This window comes from Rhodanobacter sp. UC4452_H20, from assembly GCF_052978205.1.
In genome coordinates this window covers 784609-805320 of the sequence record NZ_CM129662.1, presented here as the reverse complement: position 1 = coordinate 805320, position 20712 = coordinate 784609, and the positions used below count along the sequence as shown (strand labels likewise).

Genomic DNA, 20712 nt, shown 5'->3' with positions numbered 1-20712 from the left:
CTTGCTAAACGTGGCGGAGTGGACGGGACTCGAACCCGCGACCTCCGGCGTGACAGGCCAGCATTCTAACCAACTGAACTACCACTCCGCACAATCTGGTGGGTGCTGTAGGGATCGAACCTACGACCACCGCCTTGTAAGGGCGACGCTCTACCGCTGAGCTAAGCACCCCGAAACCAAGCGCAAGCCGCTTAGTTTAGGGCATCCTTCAGGGTCTTGCCAGCCTTGAACGCGGGCACTTTCGACGCCTTGATCTTGATCGTTTCGTTGGTCCGCGGGTTGCGCCCGGTGCGCGCGGCACGCTTGCGCACGGTGAACGTGCCAAAGCCCACCACCGAGACATCCTCACCCTTCTTCAACGACTTCTGGATGGCTTCCAGGTAGGCCTCCAGCGCACGACCAGCGTCTGCCTTGGTCAGCTCGGCCTTCTCGGCAATGGCATTGATCAGATCGGTTTTGTTCATTGAAAACTCCCTCGTTCGGATTTCGCCCGCGCGATCCGTCGCGGGACGGATGACGCGGGCATGGATGGTTGGCTGGTGCCAGAGCCGTGGCGCAACTCCGCATCGCCTCGTCGTCAGCAAGCGCGGGGGCTGCGGCATCGCCTTTATACCAGTGCCCCGCCGCTATCCGCAACACAAGGCACAGCAACGTTTCCGCCGGTTCGGCATGGTCAAAAAGCGCATGCGCAAGCCGGCTCCCGACACAGCCCGGAACTTCGCCGATCAACGTCGACACGGCTGCATCACGAGCCTATCGCGCGGGTGCCTCCGGCCCGCGCGCCCGCGATCGCGCGATCAATGCGTCAGTGAGTGTCCTTCCGCCGACTCCCCGGCGACGGCTGCCGGCGGCGTCTCGCTCGCCGGCTTGGGCTGCACCGGATGCTCCAGTGCGATGTCGAGCACCTCATCGATCCAGCGCACCGGGTGGATCTCCAGCGATTCGGTGATGTTCGCCGGCATGTCCACCAGATCCTTCTTGTTGTCCTCGGGAATGATTACCGTGGTGATGCCGCCGCGATGCGCCGCCAGCAGCTTTTCCTTGAGACCGCCGATGGGCAGCACGCGACCACGCAGGGTGATCTCGCCGGTCATGGCCACTTCCGAACGCACCGGCACCTTGGTCAGCACCGACACCAGCGCGGTGCACATGGCGATGCCGGCGCTGGGACCGTCCTTGGGGGTGGCACCCTCGGGAACGTGGATGTGCACGTCGAGCTTCTGGTGGAACTCCGGATCGATGCCAAGCCGGTCGGCGCGCGCGCGCACCACCGAGAGCGCAGCCTGGATCGACTCCTTCATCACGTCGCCCAACTGGCCGGTGTGCACAAGACGCCCCTTGCCCGGCACCACCGAGCCCTCGATGCTGAGCAACTCGCCGCCGACCTGGGTCCACGCCAAGCCAGTGACCAGGCCCACTTCGTTCTGCTGCTCCTTGCGGCCGAAGTCGAAACGACGCACGCCGAGGTAGTCGCCCAGGTTCGCCGCGTCCACCTTGACGCGGCCTGCCGCGACCTTCGACTTGCCTGCAGCCGCTTTCGCCCGGGGCGTCCCGGTCTTGGCCTTGGCCTTCTTCACCTGGCCGAGAGTCAACTCCTTGACCACCTTGCGGCAGATCTTGGAAATCTCGCGCTCCAGATTGCGCACGCCGGATTCGCGCGTGTAGTAGCGCACGATGTCGCGCAACGCCTCTTCGGCGACGTCGAGTTCCTCCGGCTTGAGGCCGTTCGCCTTGAGCTGTTTCGGCAACAGATACTTGCGCGCGATACCGAGCTTCTCGTCTTCGGTGTAACCCGGGATGCGGATGACCTCCATGCGGTCGAGCAGCGGGCCGGGGATGTTCAGCGAATTGGCGGTGGCAATCCACATCACCTCGGACAGATCCAGGTCGACCTCCAGATAGTGGTCGTTGAATGCGTGGTTCTGCTCCGGATCGAGCACTTCCAGCAGCGCCGACGAGGGATCGCCGCGGAAGTCCATCGACATCTTGTCGATCTCGTCCAGCACGAACAGCGGATTCCGTGCGCCGGCCTTGTTGATGTTCTGCACGATGCGCCCGGGCATGGAGCCGATGTAGGTGCGTCGGTGGCCGCGAATCTCGGCCTCGTCGCGCACGCCACCCAGGCTCATGCGAACGAACTTGCGGTTGGTCGCCTTGGCAATCGACTGGCCCAGCGAGGTCTTGCCCACGCCGGGCGGGCCGACCAGGCACAGGATCGGCCCCTTCATCACCGACACGCGCTGCTGCACGGCGAGATATTCGAGGATGCGCTCCTTCACCTTCTCCAGGCCGAAATGATCAGCGTCGAGCACTTCCTGCGCCATCTGCAGGTCCTTGCGCACCTTGCTGCGCTTCTTCCACGGCACGCCGACCAGCCAGTCCAGGTAGTTGCGCACGACGGTGGCCTCGGCCGACATCGGCGACATCTGGCGCAGCTTGCCGAATTCCTGCCGTGCCTTGGCAAGCACCGGCTTGGGCATGCCGGCAGCTTCGATCTTCTTCTGCAGTTCCTCGACCTCGTTGGGACCGTCCTCGCCGTCGCCCAGCTCCTTCTGGATCGCCTTCATCTGTTCGTTGAGGTAGTACTCGCGCTGACTCTTTTCCATCTGCGACTTGACCCGGCCGCGGATGCGCTTTTCGACCTGTTGCAGGTCCATCTCGCCATCGACCAGCCCGATCAGCAGTTCCAGCCGCTTGCCCACGTCGGCCGTCTCCAGCACCTTCTGCTTGTCGGCCATGCGCACGGAAAGATGCGCGGCGATGGAATCGGCCACGCGCGAGGGGTCGTCGATGCCGGACAGGCTGGCCAGCACTTCCGGCGGCAGCTTGCGGCTCTGCTTGACCAGTTGCTCGAACAGCGAGATCAGCGTGCGAGAAACGACGTCGAGCTCGCGTTCCTTCGCGTTGTACGCCGGCTCGATGACGCGCGAACGCGCAGTCAGCATGCCGTCGACTTCCTTGAAATCCTCGATCGCGACGCGCGACTGCCCTTCCACCAGCACCTTGACCGTGCCGTCCGGAAGTTTCAGCAGCTGCAGCACGCCGGCCAGCGTGCCGACCTGATGCAGGTCGGCCACCTCGGGGTCGTCGATGTCCGGGCTGGTCTGCGCCACCAGCAGGATCTGCCGTTCGCCTTCCATCGCGCGCTCCAGCGCCCGCATCGACTTGTCGCGGCCGACGAACAGCGGGATCACCATGTGCGGATAGACCACCACGTCGCGCAGGGGCAGTACCGGCAGGGTGTCCAGCGCGACGGGGGCGGGGGCTTGCTTGGCCATGGAAAAGCGATTCCTCGAATTCAAATGGGGTTTCGTCCCGACACTGCACCGGGCCCTTCAGCACGTCAAGTGGAGGCGATCCCGTGCCAGCGCAAGGCTTGCGATGGCCGCAAAACGACGCGGCCCCGGTGAAACCACCGGGGCCGCGCAACGGGCACAGCGGAGTCGATCAGGCCGCGGCGTCGCCGCCGTCGCCCGCCACGCGTTGCTGCAGGTTGCCGCGGTAGATCAGATAGGGCTCGGCCTGCCCCTCGATCACCGCATCGTCGACAACGACCTTGCTGACGTGCTCCAGCGACGGCAGCTCGTACATCGTGTCCAGCAGCACCTGCTCCAGGATCGTGCGCAGGCCGCGGGCGCCGGTCTTGCGCTTGAGCGCCTTCTGCGCGATCGCCTCCAGCGCCTCGGGACGGAACTCCAGCTCGACGTCCTCCATCTCGAACAGCTTCTTGAACTGTTTGGTGACGGCGTTCTTCGGTTCGGTGAGGATCTTCACCAGCGCGGCCTGGTCCAGCTCGTCCAGGGTGGCGACGACCGGCAGGCGCCCGACGAACTCGGGGATCAGGCCGAAGCGCACCAGGTCGGCCGGCTCCACGTCGGCCAGCACCTTGCCCAGGTTCTGCGTGCGCTCCTTGCTGCGCACCTCGGCACCGAAGCCGATACCGGTACTCTCGGAGCGCTGCTGGATGACCTTTTCCAGGCCGGCGAACGCGCCGCCGCAGATGAACAGGATGTTCTTGGTGTCGACTTGCAGGAACTCCTGCTGCGGATGCTTGCGCCCGCCCTGCGGCGGCACCGAGGCCAGGGTGCCCTCGATCAGCTTCAGCAGCGCCTGCTGCACGCCTTCGCCGGAGACGTCGCGGGTGATCGACGGGTTCTCGCTCTTGCGCGAGATCTTGTCGATCTCGTCGATGTAGACGATGCCCGACTGCGCCTTCTCGACGTCGTAGTCGCACTTCTGCAGCAGCTTCTGGATGATGTTCTCGACATCCTCGCCCACGTAGCCCGCTTCGGTCAGCGTGGTGGCGTCGGCGATCGTGAACGGCACGTTGAGCAGGCGCGCCAGCGTTTCGGCCAGCAGCGTCTTGCCCGAGCCGGTCGGGCCGATCAGCAGGATGTTGGATTTGCCCAGCTCGATGTCGTCGCTCTTCTGGCGCGACTCCATCCGCTTGTAGTGGTTGTACACGGCGACCGCCAGCGCCTTCTTGGCGCGCGCCTGCCCCACCACGTACTGATCCAGCGACTCGCGGATCTCGCGCGGCTTGGGCAGCTGGGTATGGCCGGCGGCGGCCTTCTCTTCCAGCTCCTCACGGATGATGTCGTTGCACAGCTCCACGCACTCGTCGCAGATGAACACGGACGGACCCGCGATCAGCTTGCGTACTTCATGCTGGCTCTTGCCACAGAACGAGCAATAGAGAATCTTGCCGCTGTCGCTGGAACGCCCCTGCCGGTCGTCACTCATAACTCTCGATCCTGCTGGTAAATCCGTGTGCGCCGCGAGAATACCACAGGCCTCCGCGTCTGCCTGCAGACGCAGAGCCCATGACGGGACACCGGGTAAAGTCGTCGAATCAGGCGGATTTCACGGAATCCACGGCGCGCTTGTCGAGCACTTCGTCGATCAGGCCGTAGGTCTTGGCATCCTGCGCGTTCATGAAGCGGTCGCGTTCCATGTCCGCCTCGATCTTCTGCAGCGGCTGGCCGGTATGCTCCACGTAGAGGTTGTTCAACCGCTCGCGGATATACAGGATCTCGCGCGCCTGGATCTCGATGTCGGTAGCCTGACCCTGGGCGCCGCCGGACGGCTGGTGGATCATGATGCGGGAGTTCGGCAAGGCGAAACGCTTGCCCTTGGCGCCCGCCATCAGCAGGAACGAGCCCATGCTGCAGGCTTGGCCGATGCACATGGTGCTCACCGCCGGCTTGATGAACTGCATCGTGTCGTAGATCGCCAGCCCGGCAGTAACCGCTCCGCCGGGGCTGTTGATGTAGAAGTTGATGTCCTTGTCCGGGTTCTCCGACTCCAGGAACAGCATCTGCGCCACGATCAGGTTGGCCACCTGGTCGTTGACCTCGCCCACCAGGAAAATCACCCGCTCCTTCAACAGACGCGAGTAGATGTCGTAGGAGCGCTCGCCGCGAGCCGTCTGCTCGACGACCATCGGTACCAGGTTGAGATTCTTGATGGGATCCATGGTCATGCTCGCGGCTTGGGAGTGGACGGGCCTGGCAGTTGTCAGGCGTTGGCTGGGCGCATCACGTCATCGAAGCTCATTTCCTGCACAGTGGTCCTGGCGTGCTCGGCAACCCACTCTGCCACCTGATCTTCCATCACGCGATTCTGCAGCCCCGACATCAACTGGGGGTCGCCGTTGTAGAGTTCAATGACCTTCTCAGGCTCTTCGTAGGTCGAGGCAATCGCGGCCAGCTGCTCGGCGACCCGCTTGCGGTCGATCTTGAGCGCCTGCTTGCGCGCGATCTCGCCCATCAGCAGGCCGGCGATCACCCGCTTGCGGGCAATCGGCAAGGCGGCGTCGATCAGCTGCTGCGGCGGCTGCTGGCCTTCGGGCATGTTGCCCGCCGCCAGGGTGCGTGCCTCCGTCTGCACCATCATCTTGGGCACGTCCAGATCGCCGTGCGCATCGGCCAGCTTGCTGGCCACTTCCGACTTCAGGCGCGCCATCAGCGCGGCCTTGAGTTCGCGTTCCAGGTTGGCGCGAACCTCCTTGCGGAAGGTCTCCAGGCTGCCATCCTCGATGCCGAACAGCTTGGCGAACTCCCCGTCGACCTCCGGCAGCTTCGGCTCCTGCACCTTGATGACGTGGAAACTCACCTTGGCGCTCTTGCCGGCCAGTTGCTCGTTGCGAAAATCCGCCGGGAACTCGATCGCCGCCTCGAACTGGTCGCCGGCCACGTGCCCGGTCAGGGCCTCGTCCAGCGCCGCGAACAAGGTGCCCGAACCCAGCACGCTGCCGGCGCGCTCCTGGCCTTCGGCCGGGAAACGGTAGTCGTCGGCCGTGGCGGCATACTCGAACATCATGAAATCGCCGGCGGCCGAGGCACGCTCGACCTCCTCGAAACTGCGCCGCTGCAGGCGCAGGGTTTCCAGCATGCGGTCGATATCGGCGTCGGTGACTTCGGCCGCGGCGCGATGCACTTCCAGCGCGGAGACGTCGACTTCGGGAAACTCGGGCATGATCTCGAAGGTCGCCGTGTACGCGATCTCCCCGTTCTCGGGACGGCCGGTGGTGTTGATCGCCGGATTCGCGATGGGCTGCAGCTTCTCCTGCTCCACCGCCTCGCGCAGCGTGCTGCCGATCAGGTCGGAAAGCACTTCGCCCCGCACCTGCTCCCCGAAGCGCTGCTTGATCACCGTCACCGGTACCTTGCCCGGCCGGAATCCCTTCAGGCGAACGGTGCGCCCCATCTCCGCGATCCGCGCGCTGACCTGCGTCTCGAACCGCTCCGCGGGAAACTTCACCGTGAGCTTGCGCTCCAGCGAACCGACATTCTCAACCGAAACCTGCATGACGTCTCCTGGTACTACTCTTAAGTGTTGTGACCCTGTCACAGGCGCCATGGCGGGATTCCCCGCCTGCAAAAACGACCGACCATGGTGCGAAAGGGGGGACTCGAACCCCCACGGGGGTTACCCGCTGGAACCTAAATCCAGTGCGTCTACCAATTCCGCCACTTTCGCGATGCTGCCGCCATGGACCGTGCGTGCCGGACGGCCCGGACGACCACCAGCCGTTGCCGAACACCGCCACGGGAACCCTGCGGCAGGCTTGCCCGAGTCGAGGATTCCCTGGTACGAAAGCGGATCATTTTACGGTTGCGCGGCCTTGCAGCACAAGCAGCCCCGTTGACGACCGCAACCGCCCAAAAGCAGACAGGCGCCCGGTTTTGCCGAGCGCCTGTCGTTAGTGGTGGGCCGTGAAGGATTCGAACCTTCGACCAATTGATTAAGAGTCAACTGCTCTACCAACTGAGCTAACGGCCCAGAGACTGGGTCAACCCGGAAAACCGGGGTGGAACTGGGGTGGATGATGGGATTCGAACCCACGACAACCGGAATCACAATCCGGGACTCTAACCAGCTGAGCTACATCCACCATCGTTTGATACTGGTGCGCCCGACAGGATTCGAACCTGCAACCCTCGGCTTAGAAGGCCGATGCTCTATCCGGTTGAGCTACAAGCGCAGTCATCACCAGTAGAACATGTTGCTGGTCGGGGTAGAGGGATTCGAACCCCCGACTTTTGCGTCCCAAACGCAACGCTCTACCAGACTGAGCTATACCCCGGTTTCGAGCCCTCGACACAAGCACCATCGAAGCCTTGAAATGTTACGGGTGACGCTTGGCCCAGTCAATCCGTACAAGCCGCACCATCCACATGAAACTGTCGTTTCCGTCGCCGCGAAGCTCTCGTCGCGATGAAAACGAAACGGGGTGCAAGCACCCCGCTCCACCGAATAAAAATGGTGCGCCCGGAGAGATTCGAACTCCCGACCACCTAGTTCGTAGCCAGGTACTCTATCCAACTGAGCTACGGGCGCACTGAAAAACTTGTCATGCCGTGCTTCGATGCCGGTGCATCGAAGCGCCGAAGCAAGAGGCGGAATTATTCAGACTCCGCGCGCATGCGTCAACCCTTTTCGCAAAATTTCTTCATCTCCGACTCGGGGACACCGCCAGTCAAGGCGGTGATTGCAGGAGACCGCAGGCAGGCGTTCGCACCGTGCCCGCGGGATCGCATCACTCGCCCAGCGACGCGCGATTCTGCGCGGCCGGATCACCAACCTTGCCCACCGGCGCTCCCGCGTCGCTTTTCGGCGGCGGTGGCGGCGGCGTCGAGCCACCCGGGGCGTTCTTGCTCCAGTCCGCCGGCGGGCCGGGCTGGCGCCCGGCCATGATGTCGTCGATCTGGTGGGCGTCGATGGTCTCGTACTGCAACAGCAGCTCAGCCATGGTGTGCAGCTTGTCGAGGTTCGCCGTGAGCAGCTCCTTGCTGCGCGCATATGCGCGATCGAGGATGCCACGCACGACTTCGTCGATCTTGCTTGCCGTCTCGTTGGAGATGCTCTTGTGCTGGGTCACCGAGCGGCCCAGGAAGACCTCGTCCTCGTCCTCGCCATAGGTGATCGGGCCGAGTTCGTCGGACAGGCCCCACTTGGTCGCCATGTTGCGGGCCATCTTGGTGGCGCGCTCGATGTCGTTGGAAGCGCCGGTGGTGACCTTGTCATTGCCGAAAATCAACTCTTCAGCCACGCGCCCGCCATACAACGAGCACAACTGCGATTCGATCGCCACCCGGTTGATGCTGTACTTGTCGCCCTCGGGCAGGTACATGGTCACACCCAGCGCGCGCCCGCGCGGGATGATGGTGACCTTGTAGACCGGGTCATGTTCCGGCACCAGGCGACCCACGATGGCATGGCCTGCCTCGTGGTAGGCGGTGAGCTTCTTCTCGTCTTCGCTCATCGCCATCGAGCGCCGCTCGCTGCCCATCAGGATCTTGTCGCGTGCCTTGTCGAGATGGCTCATGCGCACTTCGCGCGCGTTCTCGCGCGCGGCGAACAACGCCGCCTCGTTCACCAGGTTGGCCAGGTCCGCGCCGGAGAAGCCCGGCGTGCCGCGGGCGATCGTCATCGCGTTGACGTCGCTGGCGATCGGCACCTTGCGCATGTGTACCTTGAGGATCTGCTCTCGCCCACGCACGTCCGGCAGTCCGACCACCACCTGGCGATCGAAGCGGCCCGGCCGCAGCAAGGCCGGATCGAGCACGTCGGGGCGGTTGGTGGCGGCGATCACGATGACGCCCTCGGTGCCCTCGAAGCCGTCCATCTCGACCAGCAACTGGTTCAGGGTCTGCTCGCGCTCGTCATGACCGCCGCCCAGCCCGGCACCACGATGCCGGCCGACCGCGTCGATCTCGTCGATGAAGATGATGCACGGCGCGTGCTTCTTGGCCTGCTCGAACATGTCGCGCACGCGACTGGCGCCCACGCCGACGAACATCTCCACGAAGTCGGAACCGGAGATCGAGAAGAACGGCACCTTGGCCTCGCCGGCGATCGCCTTGGCCAGCAAGGTCTTGCCGGTGCCGGGCGGGCCCACCATCAGCACGCCGCGGGGGATCTTGCCGCCGAGTTTCTGGAACCGGCCGGGGTCGCGCAGGAACTCGACCAGCTCGCCGACCTCCTCCTTCGCCTCGTCACAGCCGGCGACGTCGCCGAAGTTGACCTTGACCTGGTCCTCGCCCTGCAGCTTCGCGCGCGAACGGCCGAAGCTCATCGCGCCGCGCCCACCGCCGCCGGACTGCATCTGGCGCATGAACCAGATGAACACACCGACGATCAGCAGCACCGGCAGCCAGCTGATCAGCAGGCCGATCAGCGAGAAGCCCTCGGAGGGGTCCTGGCGCACTTCCACGCCCTGGTCCTGCATCTGCTTGACCACTGCATTGGTAGAGAAGCCCAGCATCGGCGCGACAGTGCGGAAGGCACTGCCATCCTTCAGCTTGCCGCTGATCGTGGCGGGCTGGTCGGCGCTGATCGTGGCGCTGGAGACGTTGCCGCTGCTCACGTTCTGCACGAACGCGCTGTAGGCCAGGTCGGATGAACGGCTGCTGCGGGGGTTGAAGCTTTCAAACACGGTGAACAAGACCACCGCGATGATCACCCAGAGCAACACGTTTTTCGCCGTTTCATTCATGAACAGTACTCGCCAGTGGCACCGCGGCAGGTTTGCGCCCGGTCGCCAGTGCATACACCTCACGCGAACGCGCGCGCGAGGCCTTGGGTTTACGCATCGTCACGCGACTGAAGTCTGCGCGCAAGCAACGCAGATAATCGTCAAAACCGACTCCCTGGAACAACTTGATCAGGAACGAGCCGCCCGGCTTGAGCCACTGCCTGCTGAAATCCAGCGCCAACTCCGCCAGTGCCATCGCGCGAATCTGGTCGGCAAGCGCCACTCCACTCATGTTGGGGGCTATATCGCACAGTACAAGATCCAGCCGGTGCCCCTTCAGGCGGGCCTCCAGCTGGCGCAGCACCGACTCCTCGCGGAAGTCGCCCTGCAGGAAATCCACCCCGGCGATGCTCTGCATCGGCAGGATGTCCAGCGCGAACACCTTGCCGCTGTCGCCCAGCCGGTTGCGCACCAATTGCGACCAGCTGCCCGGCGCCGCGCCGAGATCCACCACGTTGATGCCCGGCTTGAGCAGCTTGTCGCGCTCGATCAGCTCCTCCAGCTTGTAGACGGCACGCGAACGCAGCCCTTCGGCCTGTGCCTTCTTGACGTATTCGTCGTTGAAATGTTCACGCAGCCAGACTGCGCTGCTTTTGCTGCGGGCCATGTCTTGAGGGAATATCTGATCGGGAGGAGGCCGTTGCATGATACCCTGTGCAGTCCCTTGATCGTGAACCTGGCCTGCCCCATGCCGCTTACACCCTCGCAGATCCGCTACCTGCGCGGCCTCGCCCACGACGTGAAACCCGTCGTGTTGCTGGGCAACAAGGGCGCCACCGAAGCTGTCGTGAAGGAGCTGGGACAGGCGCTGGACATCCACGAACTGGTGAAGGTGAAGCTCTCCGGCGGCGACAAGCAGGAGCGGCAGGCGCAGATCGACGTGCTCGCCAGCGGCACCGGCGCGGAGACGGTCCACCAGATCGGCCATGTCGTGGTGCTGTTCCGCCGCAACGCCGACGAACCGGGCATCGCCCTGCCGCGCTGATGGACCTGTCACTGGAACAAGCCGATGGCTATCTGCTGGTGCGTCGGGTTGACGCACGCAGTGTCACCCTGCTCGACCGGGTCGTCGAACACAGCTTCCTGCTCACCCCCGCCGGCATCACCGAAGCATGGCCGGTCACGGCCGCAGGCAGCCTCGGCGTCGACGACGTCCCCGTGCTGCTGGCATTGAAGCCCGAGGTGGTGATCCTGGGCACCGGCGAGCGTCAGGTGTTCCCGGCCGCGGCGTTCATGGCCGGCTTCCTGCGCAAGGGCATCGGCATCGAGGTGATGGACAACGCGGCCGCCGCGCGTACCTACAACCTGCTGGCCGGCGAGGATCGCCAGGTCGTGGCCGGCTTCATCCTGCCTCCCGCCTGATCGGGCACCTTCCGTGCCGCCGCGATCAGCGTGGCGGCAGGTAGCTGAGCGGGTCCACCGGATTGCCGTTCTTGCGGATCTGGAACTCGAGCTCGTTGCGGGTCGCGCCGGTTGAACCCATCTCGGCGATCTGCTGCCCGGCCGTCACCCGCTGGCCTTCCTTCACCAGGCGCCAGCGGTTGTGCCCGTAGGCCGACAGGAAACTGTCGTTGTGCTTGATGATGACCAATTCGCCATAGCCGACCAGGCCGTTGCCGCTGTAGACCACCACGCCATCGGCGGCAGCCCGCACCGGGTCACCCGAATTGCCCGCGATCTCGATGCCGGGAATGGCATCGCTGCCGTTGAAGCGCCCGACCACCGACCCGCCTTCGACGGGCCAGCGCCAGCTCACCCCACCGACATCACGCGCCGGGCCGGCGACCACGGGCTTGGCCACGGGTGGCACTTTCGCCGGCGGCGTGACGGAAACCCCGGCCACCGGCACGGCATCCACCGCCGGCGGCGCATGCGCCGCCGGTGTAGCGGAAGGAATGGCGGGCCGCGCTCCGGCCGTCGCCGCCGTGGCTGGCACGGCCTCGGTGACCGGTTCGAACACGGAAGCCGCGGCCGACGTGCCCGGCGCCCGAGGGGAACCGGCGACCGTACCCGGCGTGCGCGCCACGGCCGGTTTCGTCACCGCCGACGGCGACAGCGTCAAGCGCTGCCCCGGCCAGATCGTGTAGGGCGCCGCGATGGCATTCCACTGGGCGAGGTCGCGAAAATCCACGCCGTTGCGGAAGGCGATGGAATAGAGCGTGTCCCCTTTTGCCACCACGTAGCTGCCACCCGGAATCGGCGTGCGCGCCACGCGGGAGGACGGCGCGGCGGCAGGCGACGGGTAGCTGCCCGCGGCGGGCTCGATCACCACCGAACTGCGCATGGTGCCGCAGCCGGCCAGCAACGCCGCCGCGACAACCAGGCAGGGAAAGCGAACTGAATGATCCATGCGGTCCAGCATACCGAGGCGCGCCGCCATTTTCATGCGCACCGCGCTGCCAGTCAGCGCGGCCACAGCCACCACGCCAGCAGCACGACGAGCAATACCAGCGCGCCCCGGCCGATCCACTCGATGTTCTTGTGCAACATGCGCTCGGCGCGCTCGCCGAACAGGCGGATCAACAGCGCCAGCAGCCACACGCGCTTGCCGCGGCCGACCGCCATGCAAGCCAGGAACGGCAGGACCGGCACGCCCACGATGCCGGCCGCCCAGGTGACGAACTTCATGGGGATCACCGGCTGCAGCGCCGCCAGCATCAATGCGCCCAGCATGGTCAACCAATGCTCGTTCATGTCCACGCGCAGATTGTTCACCCAGGCGGTGATGACCTCCTGCATGTGCATGCTGAGCAGCGGCTTCACCGACTCGTAGGCCCAGTGGCCCAGCGCATAGCCGACCACCGAGCCGAGCAGGGAAAACAGCAGCGACATGTTGGCGTAGAAGAACGCCTTGAGTCGCTTGGCCAGCATCATCGGCGCAAGCATCACCTCCGGCATGATCGGGAAGATGAACGCCTCGAAGAAGCTCAACGCACACAGGTAGTGCAGCGCGCGCGGTGCGCGAGCCCAGACCAGTGCGCGGGCGTAGAGCGGCTCGAACAGGCGCATCAGCCGATGCCGCCCAGCAGCGGCACGAAACTCACCGGGCCGAGTTCCTCCAGCGCGAAATCGCCCTTGCCGTCGCCGCGCATGCGGATCAGATTCTGCCGGCTCGGCGATCCCACCGGCGCCACCAGCACGCCGGCGGGATTGAGCTGTTCGAGGATGCGGGTCGGGATGGTGTCGCCTGCGGCGGTGAGGATGATCGCGTCGAACGGTGCCTCGTCCGGCCAGCCCAGCTTGCCGTCGTCGTAGCGCGAGCGCAGGTTGGTCAGGCCGAGCTGGCGGAAGCGGCGCCGCGCCTGGCGCAGCAGCGCCTCGATGCGCTCGACCGTATACACCTCGCCGACCAGGGACGACAGCACCGCTGCCTGGTAACCCGACCCGGTGCCGATCTCCAGCACCCTGCGCGGCATCTCCTTCTGCCCCTCGAAGTGCTCCAGCAACGCTTCCGTCATGCGCGCCACCACCCACGGCTGGGAGATGGTCTGGCCGTGGCCGATCGGCAGCGCATCGTTCTCGTAGGCGTGCAGTTGCAGTGCCTGGTCGATGAAATGATGGCGCGGCACCGTGCGGATCACCTCGATCACGCGCGGGTCGCGGATGCCTGCATCCTGCAGGGAGGCGGCCAGCCGGTTGCGGGCGCGCTGCGAGGTCACTCCCTCGCCCTTGAGCTGGGCTGCAGGCAACGGATAGGTGATCATCGGTCAGGCCGCCTCGCCCTTGCTGCGGCGGCCGGCCATGCCGTCGCTCAGCGTCTTCATCCAGCTGCTGACCTTGTCCAGCGCCTGGAAACGGGTCAGGTCGACGTGGATCGGCGTGACCGAGACGAAGCCGCGACGTACCGCGTTGAAATCGGTGCCGGGGCCGGCGTCGTCCACCTCGCCGGCCGGTCCGATCCACCACATCGGTCGCCCGCGCGGATCAGTCTGCGCGATGCACGGCGCGGCACGGTGGCGCCGACCCAGCCGGGTGACCTCGAAGCCGGCGATCTCCGCCCAGGGCCGGTCCGGCACGTTGACGTTGAGGATGGTGTCTGCGGGCAGCGGATCGACCAGCAGACGTTGCATCAGCAGCAGCACCGCCTGCGCCGCGGCGTCGTAGTGCACGCCCTGGTGGTCTTCGCTGACCAGCGAGACGGCGATCGCCGGCAGACCGAGAAAGCGCCCTTCCATCGCCGCCGAGACCGTGCCGGAATAGATCACGTCGTCGCCCAGGTTGGCCGAGTTGTTGATGCCGGATACCACCATGTCGGGTTCTTCGTCGAGCAGGCCGGACAGCGCCAGGTGCACGCAGTCGGTGGGCGTCCCCGCCACACGGTAGTAGCCCTGGCCCATCGACAGTACGCGGATCGGCGCGTCCAGCGTCAGCGAATTGCTCGCCCCCGAGCGATCGCGATCCGGTGCCACCACGGTGACCTCTCCCACCGCCTGCAGGCGCTCGGCCAACACGCGGATGCCCGGCGCATCCACGCCATCGTCGTTGCTGACCAGAACTCGCATGATGCTCCGTCGAAAACTGCCTGCCGGCGCAGGAAGATCAAGCGCGGCGGTTTCGTGATGGTTGCAAGTCTACCGTAGCGCGCCCCCAAGTTTCACCGGGATTCAACGCATCGTGCCGCCGCTTCTGGCTAGGATGCGCAGATGAAGCGACCCAACCCGCCCCGGATCACCGACGACGATCGCCGCCTGTTCCGCGAGGCGATCGGCGAGGTGCAGCGACTCGCGCCGGTTTCCCCGCCGCCGGCGACCGCGAAACCCGCGCCACACCCGCGCATGTTCGAGGCCGACGAAGCTGCCGTGGCCAGCGAGTTGCTGGACATGGATTTCGACCCGGCCACGCTCGAAGTCGGCGAGGAACTCGGCTACCTGCGCGACGGCTATCCGCCCAGGTTGCTGCGGCAACTCAAGCGCGGCCAGTTCAGCGTGGGCGACGACCTGGACCTGCATCAGATGAACGCCGCCGCGGCCCAGGCCAGCATCGTCGCGTTCCTGGCCGAAGCGCGGCAAGCCGGCGTGCGTTGCGTGCGCATCATCCACGGCAAGGGGCTGCGTTCGAAGGCTGCCGGTCCGGTGCTGAAGGCGCTCACCGATCGCATGCTGCGCCGGCGCGACGACGTGATCGCGTTTGCCTCCGCGCGCCCGGCGCAGGGTGGCACCGGGGCGGTGATCGTCTTGCTGAAAGAGCAGAAGTGAGTGGAGAGGAGTGAGAACTGAGAGAGGGAACGGGTGCGCTGGTGCTTTCTCTTTCTCTCACTCTTCACTCATCTCCACTCACTCCTCGCCTTTAAGCTCGCGCACCACCACCGTGGCGTACGCGCCAGCGGGCAGCTCGAACGACAGTTCCAGCGCGTCCTCGCCAAGCCAGCGCCAGTGGAGATTGTGCGGAATCAGCCGCAGCGGGCGGCGCTCCTGATCCATGCGCGCGGCGGCCAGGCCGCTGGCCAGGTCGTCATTCGCCGCAGCGACTTCGCGCTCCAGCGCTCCTGCTTCGCCCTGGCTCGGCGGCTCGCCCTGCCCCCACAGCGGACCTGACGGATGGATGTCGGCGCGCGCCAATCGCGCGGCCAATTCGTCGTTGAACGGTTCCGGCCCGAACCACGAGCGCGAACCGGCCAGCGACCAGATTTCCCCTTCCAGCGGCCGGTCCCACGCATCGTGCTCGACCCGCGCCGCCAGTACGGCATTGAAGATGTGCGAACGCGCCGCGGACAGCAAAATCGAACGCTTGTCGCGATCCACCCGGCGCCCACCGAACATCGCGCGCGCCTGTGCCACGTTGCCGCCTTCGCGGCCGAAGCGCTGCTCGCCGTAATAGTTCGGCACGCCGCGCGCAGCGATCTGCCGCAGCACCGACTCCGCCCGCGCGCGATCGCCGCTCACCTCGCGCAACACCAGCACGAAGCGGTTGCCGCGCAGGGCGCCACGCTTGAGCTTGCGCGAATGCCGCGTCGCCGCCAGCACTTTCACCTCCGGGTGCGGGAACGTGGACCAGTCCGGATCGGGCCGGCCGGCCAGTTGCACCGAGAAGGTCTGCCGGGTCACGGCATGGCGATCCTTGAGGCCCGCATAACCGACCGCGACCTGCGGCACGCCGGCGAACTTCGCCAGCTCGCGCGCGACCCAGTCGGTGTTGGCGCCGCGCTTCTCCACCCACAGCAGCAGGTGCTCGCCGGCACCCTCGGCGTCGTAGCCGAGGATCTCCTCGACCAGGAAGTCCTCGGGACTGGCGCGCAGCCGGGCAGTCAGTGGCGGTTCGCCGAAAGCATGGGGCAGTTCTTGCATGGAGAAACGGCTTCTTTGGGCGAATTCGATCTGACGGGTGACTGAAGAGCAGGCTGGATTCCCGCTTGACCGGCCCTTCGGCCGTTGCATGGCGCCTCGCGGGAATGACGTCCTGCCACGCTCGGGTTCGACAACCTGAAACCGGGCCGGAAGGGTGACGATTACATCAGGAACACCGTCGCCAGTCCGAGAAAAATGAAAAAGCCGCCGCTGTCGGTCATGGCGGTGATCAGCACGCTGGAGCCCAGCGCCGGGTCGCGGCCGAAGCGGGTCATGCAGATCGGGATGCCGACGCCGGCGAAGGCCGCCAGCAACAGGTTCAGCGTCATCGCCGCGGTCATCACCAGGCCCAGCGAGGCACTGTCGTAAAGCAGCCACGCCACGATGCCGATGACGCCACCCCACACCAGCCCGTTCAGCAGCGCCACGGCCATCTCCTTGCGCCACAGGCGCCGCGCGCTGTCGGCGCTGATCTGGTTCAGCGCCAGCGCGCGCACGATCATGGTGATGGTCTGGTTGCCGGAGTTGCCGCCGATGCCGGCCACGATCGGCATCAATGCGGCCAGCGCCACCAGGCGCTCGATCGAGCCCTCGAACAAGCTGATCACGCGCGAGGCGATGAAGGCCGTCATCAGGTTGATCGCCAGCCACAGCCAGCGGTTGCGCAGGCTGGCCCAGACCGAGGCGAAGATGTCCTCCTCCTCACGCAGGCCGACCCGGCCCAGCGCCTCGCTTTCGCTCTCCTCGCGGATCACGTCCACCATGGCGTCGATGGTGATGCGGCCGATCAGGTGGCCGCGCTCGTCCACTACCGGCGCGGTCACCAGGTCGTAGCGCTCGAACGCTTGCGCCACGTCGTAGGCGTCGTCGGTGGGGTGGAAGGTGTTGACGTCCGGCGCCATCACCTCGCTGACCATGCGCTCGGGGGAATTGACCAGCAGCCAGTGCAGCGGCAGGACGCCAGTCAGCAGGTTGTCCTGGTTGATGACGAACAGCTTGTCGGTCTGTGGCGGCAGTTCTTCCCAGCGGCGCAGGTAACGCAGCACCACTTCGAGACTCACGTCCTCGCGGATCGTGACCATCTCGAAGTCCATCAGCGCGCCGAGCTGGTCCTCCTCGTAGGACAGCGCCGACTGCACCTGCTCGCGTTGCTGCGAGTCGAGGCTGGCCATCAGCTCCGGCAGCACCGCCGTGGGCAGGTCTTCGACCAGGTCGGCCAGTTCGTCGGCGTCCAGCGTTTCGGCGGCGGCGAGGATCTCGTGGCGATCCATGTCCGCGATCAGCGATTCCCGCACCGCATCGGACACTTCCAGCAGGATCTCGCCGTCGCGGTCGGCCTTGACCAGTTGCCAGACCGCCAGGCGCTCGTCCAGCGGCAGCGATTCGAGGACGAAGGCGATGTCGGCCGGGTGCAGCTCGTCCAGTTGCTGGCGCAGGTCCGCCAGCACGTCCGCGGGCAGGCGGCCGTCGCCTTCGTGACGATGCAGCAGCTCGACGATGGTGTCGAGCCGATCGTGCAGCCGGTTGGCGACGCTGCGGGCCTCGATCTCGGTCATGCGCGCTCCAGCAGCACGCACGCCTGCGCGGCGATGCCCTCGCCGCGGCCGCAGAAACCGAGCCTTTCGGTGGTGGTGGCCTTGATGCTGACGCAACCGATGTCGCAGGCCAGGTCGGCAGCGAGAATTTCGCGCATCGCCTGCGCATGCGGACCGACCTTCGGTGCCTCACCGATCACGGTGACATCGGCGTTGCCCAAGGCGTAGCCATGCTGCGCCATCAGCATTGCCGCATGGCGCAGGAACTGGCGGCTGTCGGCGCCGCGCCAGCGTGCGTCGGTGGGCGGGAAATGACGGCCGATGTCGCCCAGTGCCAGCGCGCCGAAGATGGCGTCGCACAGCGCGTGGATCACCACATCGCCGTCGGAGTGCGCCACCACGCCGCGATCGTGCGGCACGCGCACGCCACCGAGCACGAGGTGGTCACCCTCGCCGAACGCGTGCACGTCGAAACCGCTGCCTATCCTCATGAACTTGTCCTTGCGAGCAGGAACTGCGCCAGCGCGAAATCCGCTGCCGTGGTCACCTTGATGTTGTCCTCGGCGCCTTCGACCAGCAACGGCGAGAACCCGGCCAGCTCCATCGCCATCGCCTCGTCGCTGACGTCCACGCCACGCTGATGCGCATCGCGCAGCGCCGCCGTCAACGGGCCACGCCGGAACATCTGCGGCGTGAACGCGCGCCAGCGCGACTCACGCGGTTCGGTGCGCGCGACGCATCCGTTCACGTCGGCGTGCTTGAGCGTATCGCGCAGCGGCGCACCGAGCAGGCCGCCGTCGCCTCGCCCGCCCCGCTCGATCAGCTGGCCGATGTCATCCAGCCGCACGCAGGGACGCGCCGCATCGTGTACCAGCACGAACTCCGCATCGCCGACACCCGCAGGCAGCGCGTCGAGCCCGGCCAGCACCGATTCACTGCGCTGCGCGCCGCCGACAGCGGTCAGCACCGGCTTGCCGCACACGTCGCGCAGGCCCGGCCAGTGCCGGTCATCGACCGCGAGCGTCACCAGCAGGCCGCCGATCCGCGGATGCGCGGCGAGGCGCGCCAGCGTGTGTTCGATCAGTGTCCGGCCAGCCAGCAACTGGTATTGCTTGGGCAAGTCGCCGCCGGCCCGCACGCCCCGCCCGGCCGCCGGCACCACGCACCACAACGTGGTGCCGGTCATGGCGAGCCGCGCGCAGCGGATGCGGCCGTGGCCGGCGAGCTGCCCGCGCGCGCGGGCTCGACCACCTGGTAGAACACCTCGCCGGGCTTGATCAACCCCAACTCGGTACGCGCGCGCGCCTCGACCGCCTGGTCGCCATGCTTGAGGTCGTGCACGTCGGCGGCCAGCGCCTGGTTGCGCTTCTGCAGGCGCGCGTTGTCGCCGGTCTGCTTGTTCACCGCGATGCGCAAACTGTCCACCTCCTGCATGCTGCCGCTGCCGAACCACAGCTTCAGCTGCAAGCCGACCAACAGCAGCAACAACAGCAGGGCGATCCAACGCAGCATGGCGGCGTGTCCCGCTCAGCCCGGCAAACGGCCGAGGTTGGGGAACGCCTCGCGACCGGCGTAGCGCGCAGCCGAGCCCAGCGCCTCCTCGATGCGCAGCAACTGGTTGTACTTCGCCACGCGGTCGCTGCGGCACAGCGAGCCGGTCTTGATCTGGGTCGCCGTGGTGGCCACCGCGATGTCGGCGATGGTGGTGTCCTCGGTCTCGCCGGAGCGGTGCGAGATCACCGCCGCGTACTTCGCCGCGTCGGCCATGGCAATCGCCTCCAGCGTCTCGGACAGCGTGCCGATCTGGTTCACCTTGATGAGGATCGCGTTGGCGATGTTCTTCTCGATGCCCTCGCGGAAGATCGCCGGGTTGGTCACGAACAGGTCGTCGCCGACCACCTGCACGCGCTCGCCGATCGCGTCGGTGAGCAGCTTCCAGCCGTCCCAGTCGCCTTCGGCCATGCCGTCCTCGATGGTGACGATCGGATACTGCTTCGCCCAGCCGGCGAGCAGGTCGACGAACTCGGCCGAGCTGTACTGCTTGCCTTCGCCGGCGAGGTCGTACTTGCCGTTCTTGTAGAACTCCGAGCTGGCCGCGTCGAGGCCGAGCAGGATCTCGCTGCCGACCTTGTAGCCGGTCTTGTTGATCGCTTCGAGGATGGTGTCGATCGCCTCGACGTTGGAGCGCAGGTTCGGCGCAAAGCCGCCCTCGTCGCCCACCGAAGTGGCGAGGCCACGGCCGTGCAGCACGCTCTTCAACGCATGGAAGATCTCCGCGCCGGCGCGCAGCGCCTCGGCGAAGCTCGGCATGCCGACCGGCAGGATCATGAACTCCTGCACGTCGACGTTGTTGTCGGCGTGCGCGCCGCCGTTGATGATGTTCATCATCGGCACCGGCAACGCGCCGGGCTTGCCGTGCGACAGGTACTGCCACAGCGGCTCGCCGCGCGAAGCTGCCACCGCGTGCGCCGCCGCCATCGACACGCCGAGCAGCGCATTCGCACCCAGCCGGCCCTTGTTCGGCGTGCCGTCCAGCGCAACGAGCTTGGCGTCGAGGCCCTTCTGATCGGCCGCATCGAAACCCTTCAGCGCATCGGCGATGGTGCCATTGACGTTGGCTACCGCGTTCTTCACGCCCTTGCCGCCGTAGCGCGACTTGTCGCCGTCGCGCAGCTCGACCGCCTCGCGCGAACCGGTGGAGGCGCCGCTCGGCACCGCGGCGCGGCCGAAGCCGCCGCCGGCCAGGGTGACTTCGGCTTCCAGCGTGGGGTTGCCGCGCGAGTCGAGGATTTCACGGGCGTGGATGCGGGTGATCAGAGTGGTCATGGTTATCCGTCAGTGAAGTGTTGTCGTA

At 66.1% G+C, this 20712-nt stretch carries 20 protein-coding genes and 8 tRNA genes; 3 read left to right on the top strand and 25 right to left on the bottom strand.

Features of this window, described 5'->3' with window-relative positions; all coding sequences use genetic code 11:
• Window positions 1-11: 11 nt before the first annotated feature.
• The 15 genes from ACVCMC_RS03930 to rlmE all read right to left on the bottom strand — a co-directional run bounded on the left by ACVCMC_RS03930 (window position 12) and on the right by rlmE (window position 10646).
• Window positions 12-88: transfer RNA gene (locus ACVCMC_RS03930), tRNA-Asp, on the bottom strand.
• 8 nt (window positions 89-96) lie between these two features.
• Window positions 97-171: transfer RNA gene (locus tag ACVCMC_RS03925), tRNA-Val, on the bottom strand.
• 20 nt (window positions 172-191) lie between these two features.
• Window positions 192-464 (bottom strand): HU family DNA-binding protein, encoded by a 273-nt coding sequence (locus ACVCMC_RS03920; RefSeq protein WP_136258998.1) that lies wholly within the window; start codon window positions 462-464, stop codon window positions 192-194.
• Window positions 465-797: 333 nt separating this feature from the next.
• Window positions 798-3278, bottom strand: coding sequence for an endopeptidase La (gene lon, locus ACVCMC_RS03915; RefSeq protein ID WP_447098747.1), 2481 nt, complete (start codon window positions 3276-3278; stop codon window positions 798-800).
• A gap of 169 nt (window positions 3279-3447) precedes the next feature.
• Window positions 3448-4743 carry an ATP-dependent Clp protease ATP-binding subunit ClpX gene (gene clpX, locus ACVCMC_RS03910; protein ID WP_136258996.1) on the bottom strand — a complete coding sequence of 432 codons (1296 nt, stop codon included), beginning with the start codon at window positions 4741-4743 and terminating at the stop codon, window positions 3448-3450.
• Between the two features lie 109 nt (window positions 4744-4852).
• Complete coding sequence (gene clpP / locus ACVCMC_RS03905) at window positions 4853-5482, bottom strand: ATP-dependent Clp endopeptidase proteolytic subunit ClpP (protein ID WP_395118867.1); 630 nt, start codon at window positions 5480-5482, stop codon at window positions 4853-4855.
• A 35-nt stretch (window positions 5483-5517) separates the two neighbouring features.
• Window positions 5518-6810 (bottom strand): trigger factor, encoded by a 1293-nt coding sequence (gene tig / locus ACVCMC_RS03900; RefSeq protein WP_447099450.1) that lies wholly within the window; start codon window positions 6808-6810, stop codon window positions 5518-5520.
• 85 nt (window positions 6811-6895) lie between these two features.
• Window positions 6896-6981, bottom strand: a tRNA-Leu gene (locus ACVCMC_RS03895).
• Window positions 6982-7208: 227 nt separating this feature from the next.
• Window positions 7209-7284, bottom strand: a tRNA-Lys gene (locus tag ACVCMC_RS03890).
• A gap of 35 nt (window positions 7285-7319) precedes the next feature.
• A tRNA-His gene (locus tag ACVCMC_RS03885) sits at window positions 7320-7396 on the bottom strand.
• Window positions 7397-7409: 13 nt separating this feature from the next.
• Window positions 7410-7486: transfer RNA gene (locus tag ACVCMC_RS03880), tRNA-Arg, on the bottom strand.
• 25 nt (window positions 7487-7511) lie between these two features.
• A tRNA-Pro gene (locus ACVCMC_RS03875) sits at window positions 7512-7588 on the bottom strand.
• A gap of 177 nt (window positions 7589-7765) precedes the next feature.
• Window positions 7766-7842, bottom strand: a tRNA-Arg gene (locus ACVCMC_RS03870).
• A 199-nt stretch (window positions 7843-8041) separates the two neighbouring features.
• The gene (ftsH, locus tag ACVCMC_RS03865) at window positions 8042-10000 is read right to left on the bottom strand and encodes an ATP-dependent zinc metalloprotease FtsH (RefSeq protein WP_395118869.1); all 1959 of its coding nucleotides are present in this window, start codon (window positions 9998-10000) and stop codon (window positions 8042-8044) included.
• On the bottom strand, window positions 9993-10646 hold the full coding sequence (gene rlmE / locus ACVCMC_RS03860) for a 23S rRNA (uridine(2552)-2'-O)-methyltransferase RlmE (RefSeq protein WP_447098746.1): 654 nt from the start codon (window positions 10644-10646) through the stop codon (window positions 9993-9995). Before rlmE ends, ftsH begins: the two co-directional genes overlap by 8 nt.
• An 81-nt stretch (window positions 10647-10727) precedes the next feature.
• Between rlmE and yhbY the strand changes: the two genes are divergently transcribed.
• Both yhbY and ACVCMC_RS03850 read left to right on the top strand, forming a co-directional pair.
• A complete protein-coding gene (gene yhbY, locus ACVCMC_RS03855) occupies window positions 10728-11024 on the top strand; it encodes a ribosome assembly RNA-binding protein YhbY (RefSeq protein ID WP_447098745.1) in 297 nt (98 codons plus the stop codon).
• Complete coding sequence (locus ACVCMC_RS03850; protein ID WP_447098744.1) at window positions 11024-11401, top strand: Mth938-like domain-containing protein; 378 nt, start codon at window positions 11024-11026, stop codon at window positions 11399-11401. Before yhbY ends, ACVCMC_RS03850 begins: the two co-directional genes overlap by 1 nt.
• A gap of 25 nt (window positions 11402-11426) precedes the next feature.
• On the opposite strand, the gene ACVCMC_RS03845 is transcribed toward ACVCMC_RS03850, so the two are convergent.
• Genes ACVCMC_RS03845 through surE form a run of 4 tightly spaced genes read right to left on the bottom strand, consistent with a single transcriptional unit; the run spans window position 11427 to window position 14541 of the window.
• Window positions 11427-12401 (bottom strand): peptidoglycan DD-metalloendopeptidase family protein, encoded by a 975-nt coding sequence (locus tag ACVCMC_RS03845; RefSeq protein WP_447099449.1) that lies wholly within the window; start codon window positions 12399-12401, stop codon window positions 11427-11429.
• A 41-nt stretch (window positions 12402-12442) separates the two neighbouring features.
• On the bottom strand, window positions 12443-13048 hold the full coding sequence (locus tag ACVCMC_RS03840; RefSeq protein WP_395118875.1) for a YqaA family protein: 606 nt from the start codon (window positions 13046-13048) through the stop codon (window positions 12443-12445).
• The gene (locus ACVCMC_RS03835; RefSeq protein WP_395118877.1) at window positions 13048-13743 is read right to left on the bottom strand and encodes a protein-L-isoaspartate(D-aspartate) O-methyltransferase; all 696 of its coding nucleotides are present in this window, start codon (window positions 13741-13743) and stop codon (window positions 13048-13050) included. The genes ACVCMC_RS03840 and ACVCMC_RS03835 overlap by 1 nt, the downstream gene beginning before the upstream one ends.
• 3 nt (window positions 13744-13746) lie before the next feature.
• Window positions 13747-14541 (bottom strand): 5'/3'-nucleotidase SurE, encoded by a 795-nt coding sequence (gene surE, locus ACVCMC_RS03830; protein WP_395118879.1) that lies wholly within the window; start codon window positions 14539-14541, stop codon window positions 13747-13749.
• A gap of 141 nt (window positions 14542-14682) precedes the next feature.
• Between surE and ACVCMC_RS03825 the strand changes: the two genes are divergently transcribed.
• On the top strand, window positions 14683-15234 hold the full coding sequence (locus ACVCMC_RS03825; protein WP_395118881.1) for a Smr/MutS family protein: 552 nt from the start codon (window positions 14683-14685) through the stop codon (window positions 15232-15234).
• 78 nt (window positions 15235-15312) lie between these two features.
• On the opposite strand, the gene truD is transcribed toward ACVCMC_RS03825, so the two are convergent.
• The 6 genes from truD to eno all read right to left on the bottom strand — a co-directional run bounded on the left by truD (window position 15313) and on the right by eno (window position 20684).
• Window positions 15313-16323, bottom strand: a complete 1011-nt coding sequence (gene truD / locus ACVCMC_RS03820) for a tRNA pseudouridine(13) synthase TruD (RefSeq protein ID WP_395118883.1) — start codon at window positions 16321-16323, stop codon at window positions 15313-15315.
• A gap of 161 nt (window positions 16324-16484) precedes the next feature.
• The gene (gene mgtE, locus ACVCMC_RS03815; RefSeq protein ID WP_395118885.1) at window positions 16485-17879 is read right to left on the bottom strand and encodes a magnesium transporter; all 1395 of its coding nucleotides are present in this window, start codon (window positions 17877-17879) and stop codon (window positions 16485-16487) included.
• The gene (gene ispF, locus ACVCMC_RS03810; RefSeq protein WP_447098743.1) at window positions 17876-18349 is read right to left on the bottom strand and encodes a 2-C-methyl-D-erythritol 2,4-cyclodiphosphate synthase; all 474 of its coding nucleotides are present in this window, start codon (window positions 18347-18349) and stop codon (window positions 17876-17878) included. The genes mgtE and ispF overlap by 4 nt, the downstream gene beginning before the upstream one ends.
• Window positions 18346-19044, bottom strand: coding sequence for a 2-C-methyl-D-erythritol 4-phosphate cytidylyltransferase (ispD, locus tag ACVCMC_RS03805; RefSeq protein ID WP_447098742.1), 699 nt, complete (start codon window positions 19042-19044; stop codon window positions 18346-18348). Before ispD ends, ispF begins: the two co-directional genes overlap by 4 nt.
• Window positions 19041-19370, bottom strand: coding sequence for a cell division protein FtsB (ftsB, locus tag ACVCMC_RS03800; protein ID WP_395118890.1), 330 nt, complete (start codon window positions 19368-19370; stop codon window positions 19041-19043). Before ftsB ends, ispD begins: the two co-directional genes overlap by 4 nt.
• A 15-nt stretch (window positions 19371-19385) precedes the next feature.
• The gene (eno, locus tag ACVCMC_RS03795; RefSeq protein WP_447098741.1) at window positions 19386-20684 is read right to left on the bottom strand and encodes a phosphopyruvate hydratase; all 1299 of its coding nucleotides are present in this window, start codon (window positions 20682-20684) and stop codon (window positions 19386-19388) included.
• Window positions 20685-20712: the final 28 nt, after the last annotated feature.